This is a genomic window from Psychrobacter sp. FME13 (assembly GCF_014861395.1).
In the GTDB taxonomy this organism is placed as follows: Bacteria; Pseudomonadota; Gammaproteobacteria; order Pseudomonadales; family Moraxellaceae; genus Psychrobacter.
Window position 1 is genome coordinate 20,578 of record NZ_RRYV01000035.1, and the last position, 7,018, is coordinate 27,595.

6 protein-coding genes and 1 pseudogene are annotated in these 7,018 nt (G+C 41.0%); 3 read left to right on the plus strand and 4 right to left on the minus strand.

All coding sequences use genetic code 11. The annotated features are described in order from the left end of the window. Positions 1 to 49: 49 nt before the first annotated feature. The 3 genes from EI164_RS06675 (at position 50) to EI164_RS06685 (ending at position 3,758) form a co-directional block, all read left to right on the plus strand. Positions 50 to 892 carry a hypothetical protein gene (locus tag EI164_RS06675; RefSeq protein WP_192519205.1) on the plus strand — a complete coding sequence of 281 codons (843 nt, stop codon included), beginning with the start codon at positions 50 to 52 and terminating at the stop codon, positions 890 to 892. Between the two features lie 481 nt (positions 893 to 1,373). Then, positions 1,374 to 2,990, plus strand: a complete 1,617-nt coding sequence (locus EI164_RS06680; RefSeq protein WP_192519206.1) for a phosphatase PAP2/dual specificity phosphatase family protein — start codon at positions 1,374 to 1,376, stop codon at positions 2,988 to 2,990. A 120-nt stretch (positions 2,991 to 3,110) separates the two neighbouring features. Further along, a complete protein-coding gene (locus EI164_RS06685) occupies positions 3,111 to 3,758 on the plus strand; it encodes a glutathione S-transferase (RefSeq protein WP_192519207.1) in 648 nt (215 codons plus the stop codon). A gap of 50 nt (positions 3,759 to 3,808) precedes the next feature. Here the strand turns inward: EI164_RS06685 and EI164_RS06690 are convergent, their stop codons facing one another. From EI164_RS06690 to EI164_RS06705, 4 genes and pseudogenes are all read right to left on the minus strand, one after another. Beyond that, entirely contained in the window at positions 3,809 to 4,069 is a 261-nt protein-coding gene (locus EI164_RS06690) for a hypothetical protein (RefSeq protein WP_192519208.1), read from the minus strand. Between the two features lie 397 nt (positions 4,070 to 4,466). Beyond that, on the minus strand, positions 4,467 to 5,828 hold the full coding sequence (locus EI164_RS06695; RefSeq protein WP_318779527.1) for a cytosine permease: 1,362 nt from the start codon (positions 5,826 to 5,828) through the stop codon (positions 4,467 to 4,469). A gap of 29 nt (positions 5,829 to 5,857) precedes the next feature. Beyond that, positions 5,858 to 6,736: pseudogene (locus EI164_RS06700) on the minus strand (IS3 family transposase); the annotation flags it as partial. Positions 6,737 to 6,770: 34 nt separating this feature from the next. Then, positions 6,771 to 7,018, minus strand: a 248-nt coding sequence (locus EI164_RS06705; protein ID WP_192519210.1) for an integrase core domain-containing protein, incomplete at its 5' end; no start/stop codon positions are given.

The following is a 7,018-nucleotide window of genomic DNA, read 5'->3' on the forward strand; positions in this document are numbered from 1 at the left end:
GTTGACAAAGCAGGTAATAACAACTTCATCAACGGATTGCGTGGTGTATATGCTGAAGACTAGTTTGTCATCAACAGCGCTTGTGTGCTTAGCTGCATTTGGGCTGAGTATCGTGAGCGTTAATGCGACTGCGCATAACCCTAACAACTCGACTTTTATACTGTCGCAAGCGGCTGATGGCAAATATTTGGTGCGTCTAGATGGTGCTTTGACTGGAGTAGAGGCGCAAATTAACGAAACGTATTCGCCCGATGCGTATAAGACAGCTGAGGAGTTTCAGCAGTTAGCCAATGAGCATTTTATTAAATCATTAACCTTGTCGATCAATGACCAACCGATTATAGTCGTTAACCCGAGTGTGCAGCTGGGTCATGCTACTCAGTTTTCTGCCGAGGCACAGGGTATTGATCACACAATCGAATCTATTGATTTGACCAATACGTTTTTTAAAGACTTGCATGGCAATCGGATGACGGTTGTATTGTTGTCTGATCAATTTCCAAAAACGCAATATACGCTTAATGATAGCAATCAGCATCGCTTAAGTTTACAGTTGGTTGATGGTCAATGGCAACAAAATAGCAGCGACGCCCTACCTATGGCCGCTGATGATGCACACACTCATGATGAAAGTAGCCAAGAGCAAGAGGGTCATCATCATAATGAAGATAGCCATAATACAGATGACGACCATTCACATGAATCTGCTAATACACTATCAGATAGCGCTTTAGATGATAATGATGTTTTAGATGATGGTGCAAAGCTAGCTAGCACACCGACATTGGCTGCAGCAGACAAGAGCTTGTTTGGTTCTATTTATATATTGGGGTTTGGTGCTGTGATAGCATTGCTGATAGGTGCAAGGTGGTTTTTTAAGAAAAAGCCATAAGTACTCATATAGTCAAATCCATATAAATCCACTACATCGTCATCCTCGCTAGTCTCAATAACTACGCTAATGTATCGCTTGCACTCGGTTTGCTTGTATCGAAATTATTTGAACTCAACTAGGGCGTGTTGAACATTCAAATATTAGGGCTGCTGATCGCTAAAATTGCACCAAAATATTGTCTAAAAAATAGTCACTGCCAGCACCACATTTGAATGTTCAACACGCCCTATATAAAATAAGTATTGGTATTCGTCATTATTGAAATGTCAGCGAAAAGGTCAGCTTAAATAAGCTGGCCTTTTTTATTTAGAGCCAGCGCAAAATGTAACCCGTATCGCTGTATTTATTTTATAGTAGATCCTCTGTAGTTCATGACGTTAAATATAACCTAAAGTGATTTGCTATACTCGATATGATTTAATATACCAATTACACTCCAGTGGCTATAAACCTTTCAGTATATTTCAAGGCTATTTAATTGAATCCTTTGTCGACAGCGTATACACCCTCAGCTCCCACACGTTTTAGACATCTGAGTCTTGCGCTATTGAGCTTTTACCTGCTCTATAATGTGACGACGCTCTATAGCGTCTCGTTATATGAGATAGCACCTTCGGCTATTCATCATCTAGCCACGCCGTTTGATAGTATTATTCCTTTTATCCCCGCTATGATTGTTCCTTATAGTTGGTCATTGATTTTATTTGTGGCAAGCTTTTTTTTAGTACGCACGTCTAGACAATTATCTTTATTAACCTACCGACTAATCCTAGCGACTACTTTTGCCTGCTTAATCTTCTACCTTTATCCTGCTCGTTTTTCTTTTCATCGAGTGATACCTGATGATTGGACGCAGTTTGGCTATCAGTTTTTGCAATTGGTGGATAAGCCTTTTAATCAATTACCATCATTGCATGTCACGTATGCCGTCGTACTTGGGGTATCCCTATGGGATGTGTTAGCGTCCAAAAAACAATGGATTGGGCTATATCGTGCGTCGCTCGTTGTGATATGTGTATTGATTATTGTCTCTACGGTATTGACGTATCAGCATCATTTGATGGATGTGTTCGGCGGGATAGGTTTGGCTGCTGTGGTGCTGGCGCTCTCAGGTCGAATTCGTAATGGACTGGTAACTAAGTATCTAGCATTGGGTGGTATCGGGTTTGTGTTGATAGCGATTACAGGGTTTTACCTTTCGACTATCAGCATGGTAGGGTTGGATATTATTGAAAGTATTGCAAGGGTTTTGGCCGTGTATTGGCTGGCAAGCTTTATAATGTTGGCTTGGGTATATCAGCAGACTAAATTGGCAGGCAATCAACGCTGGTTCAAAAAAGGTAGTGATGGCAAGCTCACGATAGTGACTTGGGTTAAGTTTGCGCCAATTATTATCATTTATAACAGTATGTCGTTTTTGGGACAATGGTATTTTAAGGCTTTTTTGAAATCTCAAAAATATCCACTCACACCCTATGCTATTAATGACACGGTCAAAGTGGTTGCCTCACCTCGATTTAGACAGGGTGATTTACATAGTCATTTAAGGTGTTGGTTGTTTAGTTATCACTCATTAGAACGGTCGCGCTCAAACCCTTACGAGACAGCTTCTTATCAGACAGATCGCTATCAGGTTATCGTCGTTGATTTGGCCGCTGAGATATCTAGCCATGTAGATTGTCTTGAAGTAATAGCTAAAGACCTCATCAATCTGCCTGTGCATTATGTGTATTTGCCTTTACTGGATTTACAGCCATTAAATGACGTAGTGCTTACCGATTATATTGATCTATTTAAGCGGATTGAATCTTTGACGCAATCAGCAGAGCCGCGAGTGATAAACACTGATAATGAGAGCCAGCAAAAAGATAGTGTTATCACGCTTATTAACTTTCACTGTGTGATGGGTCTGTCACGTAGCATCGGCGTGCAGGTTTTGTATTTATTATATTGTGGTACGCTAACCATCTATAACTATCAGTCATGGCTTGAGCAGCATTATCCACACGCGCATCTCAAAGACGCCTATCTACCACAGTCGTTGCTAGAGGCTGTGGCCAATTATAAATCTGCTGAAGATCCAACAACTCGTTAATGGTCATTGATAGCAGTAGATTTGCGTGTACTGATCTTTTTTTATTGGTTTTTTTATTTGCGTTTTGCCTGCTATTTAAGCTCTATTCAACTCAAGTTCTATTCAACTATGGAAATATTTATGAATGTTTCACTGCCTTGTTTATACTCTTTTCGTCGCTGTCCTTATGCGATGCGCGCTCGTCTCGGTCTACTATTTGCCGAGTTACCAGTAGCGCTACGAGAAATCACGCTAAAGAATAAGCCAGAGCAAATGCTAGCAATTAGTCCAAAAGGCACAGTGCCTGTGTTACAGCTTTTAGATGGTTCAGTGATTGAGGAAAGTGCAGAGATTATGATGTGGGCGCTTGAGCAAAACGATCCGCAGAAACTACTGGATGCAAGCGTTTTATCGCAGGCCAATGCACTGATCGCACGAAATGATAATGAGTTTAAGCAGTGGTTAGATCGTTATAAATATGCCGACCGTCACCCTGAGATGACTCAGACAGAGTATCGGCAACAGGGTGAAGTGTTTTTACAAGATTTGGAGGCATTACTGATTGAAAATGATTATCTGATCGGAGACAGCATAACGGTTGCGGATATTGGTGTCATGCCGTTTGTGCGTCAGTTTGCCCATGTCGATCGTGAGGTGTTTTACGATTTGCCGTATCCAAAGCTACAGCGATGGTTGCAGGATTGGTTGGAGCACCCAGTATTTATACAAGCCATGACTAAGTTTCAGCCATGGCAGGAAGGTGACGAGATAGTGGTTTTTTCTGTTTAATATAGTGAGTTCGATGTAGGATGTATACAGTATAAAACTTACTTAGTCTACTATGATTTGACGACAATGACCTTTTTCGCTGGATGTTTATCTTTCACAAACACCACCTTTTTTACTTTAGGCTGTGCTTTAGCTATGACCACCTTCTTAGCTTGAGGTTTTGCTTTAACTACTACTACTTTTTTCGCTTGATGTTTATCTTTGACTACGACAACTTGTTGGGCAGCACTTGCTGGACCGATCATCGCAAAGCAAGTAGATACGGCCAATAGTGAGCTAATAGCAATTTTTTTCATGTTTAAGTTTTTCATAGTAAGACCCTTTTAGACTAGTTATAAGTAACAGTGCTTATTGACTGACTGAAGACATCTGAATAGAGTGTTGCTCTATTGGATAAGTAAATGATAGCGAGTTAAAGCGTTACGTACTTTTATGAAAGTTAAAGAAAGGTGACTTTTTAGTAGATACGTTAACCATTTTTATCATCGTAAGTGTTTTGTGATAACGGATAGCCTGTGAGCAATACTCTAAGGCGTGTCTTCAATTCAATCGATAGTCATCTAAATGGATTGAAAATGGCCAAATTGGTTTGAACATTCATTATTGATAAAAGCCATGACTAAATTTTAGCCATGGCAGAAACCTAATGAAAGAGTCGTTTTTTTTGAGCATCGAGCTTCTATGCTAAATTTTTAGATAGCTAAGTTTTTAGGTAGCTTTGAATTTGTCTCTACCAGCCACTTTATCGACATCCAGTTTTTTTAGAACTAAGAAGAGTATGAAGGTGAATGGAAAGCCAACCAGCCAAGAGTAGTCAAGGAATGCAAATGATATAATGGCACCACCAACAAGAGATAGCATGCCTGCTAGACTAAATCCGCCTTTATAATCATAACTTGCGTTGTCATAGAATTTATCAACGTCTAGTTTCATTTTTCTAACGATGAAATAGTCAGCAATCATAATGGCAGCGGCTGGACCAAGAAAGCTGGAATATACATTTTGAAATTTAAAGAAATAGTCACTACTAAATAAAAACCATGGTGCTGAGACGACTGAAAGAACAGCAACCCAAATAATGCCACCTTTCCAAGAGGTCTTCATAATATCCTGAAATGCCAAGGCTGGTGGTAAGATGTTTAACGTAAGATTAGAGGTGATTTGAGCCAAAATAATAAAAATCAACAACACAATACCAAAAGCAGGATTTGGAGATAGCTCGACTAATCCAGCAATAGGGTCTTTGCTGCCAGTGGCCAGACCAATGAATATACCAGAGACAATCATGAACATCCAAGGTGGTAGTACCCCAACAAAATTAGCGATAGCACTGGTCTTGAGAATTGATTGACCTTTGGGGTTTACTTGTCGAGTAAGGTCCGAGGCATTTAAGATGACAGTCGTCCAGTTTGCAAATGCTGCCATCATACCTGCTACCCATGGTAGCCCCCATGAGCCCTCAATCGCTGATGCAGCTGCAAAATCGATATCGCCAGTAGAGAAAACCACATAAAAGAAGTATAGGAGCATGGCAAAAATGATGAATGACATAGCCCCGTTGAATTTTGATATGGTCTCAATACCACGGTAGGCAAGTAAGCTCTGTAATGCGATTAGCAGAAAGAAATAAACCCATATATTTGAAAACCCAAACAGACTATTTGTGACTTGCTCTAATGCAAGCGCGCCGATCCAGGTACCAATACCGTTCCAAGCGATTGCCGGTATACACCGTAAAATAGCAACAATTTTCGTACCTTTGTTTCCGAAACTGCTTCTACCTTGTACGATAAAAGGAATGCCATATCGCATACCTGCATGACCTTGTAGGGTCATTAATAAGGCAACGCCAATCGCCGCAACAATACCTGCAACCAACGCCTGTATGAAGTTTAAACCTCCAATAGGGTATAGAAGATATTGCCCAATGACCATGATTTGCACAATAATCCCTGACGACCAAAAAACAAGTGCATAGTTCATTTTATTCATGGGTCTACTATCAGGAGGTATGGGATTAATACCATCTAGAGAGCCTGTATTTTGTTTAGATTGACCCCTGCCGTCAATCCCGTAGACTTAAACTTGGGAGATTTTAGTTACGCAGCTTGACGATAATAATCAAACCACACCTGTCTTGGCGATTGATAGCCCAAACCCTTTTGAATCCTCGTCTGGTTGTAGTACAGCTCGATATAACTGATAATATCATTGATGGCTGTGAACCTTGTTTTATAGTCTTGATGATATACCAGCTCATTCTTTAATGTGCCCCAGAAGCTTTCTATTGGAGCATTGTCGAAGCAATTACCTTTAGCGCTCATTGAGCCTGTAAATTGATGCTGCTTAATGGTCTTGTGGTAGGCGTGACTGCAATACTGACTGCCTCTGTCTGAATGAACGATTAGCCCTTTGTTTGGACGTTTATTCTTGATGGCCATATTTAGTGCTTTGCAAACTAAATCTGCGGTCATACGCTTGTTAATAGCGTAACCGACAAGCTCTTTGGTGTATAAGTCTTTGACCCCTGATAAGTACAGCCAACCCTCATTCGTCCAGATATAGGTGATGTCGCTTACCCACGACTCGTTAGGGCGCTTAGCATCAAACTTCTGATCCAGTACGTTTGGATAGACCAGCTTGTTGTGATTGGAGTCGGTGGTGACTTTAAAGCGCTTATGACGACGACATTTGATGCCGTGTTCCTCTTTGATGCTTCTGACCATGTATAGACTAATATCATACCCTTGCTCGGTGAGCGTTGCATGCAGACGCTCAACACCATAGCGCTCATGAGTCTCACTATGAGCGGCTTTAACTAGTAGCTCGCACTGATTACGGTGTACCTGCTGACAGCTGATATCACGACCTAGCCAGTCATAGTAGCTCGATGGTTTAACGCTAAGTACGCGGCACATCCTACTGATGCTAAAGATTTGCTGGTTGTCTTTGATAAAGGCGTACTTTACTAACTGAACCGCCCCGACTATATCGGAGACTTGATTGCTTGAGTCAGGCAGCTTTGTCTGACTCAATAAAACTATCATAGTATCGTCTCTCAAACTCAAAAGGCGACACATAGCCAATCGTACTATGAATGCGAGTTTTGTTAAACCAATCGACCCATTCAAGGGTTGCTAATTCAACATCACTCACACCTTGCCACTGCTGTTTTAAATATTCAATCACCTCCGTTTTATAAAGTCCGTTAACCGTTTCAGCCAACGCATTATCGTATGAATCACCCGTTGTACCAACAG

What these genes read in the sequence shown, in the direction of transcription:
- EI164_RS06675 (WP_192519205.1), top strand. Translation starts at nt 50, where the DNA reads ATGCTGAAGACTAGTTTGTCATCAACAGCGCTTGTGTGCTTAGCTGCA.
- EI164_RS06685 (WP_192519207.1), top strand. Translation starts at nt 3,111, where the DNA reads ATGAATGTTTCACTGCCTTGTTTATACTCTTTTCGTCGCTGTCCTTAT.
- EI164_RS06690 (WP_192519208.1), bottom strand. Translation starts at nt 4,069, where the DNA reads ATGAAAAACTTAAACATGAAAAAAATTGCTATTAGCTCACTATTGGCC.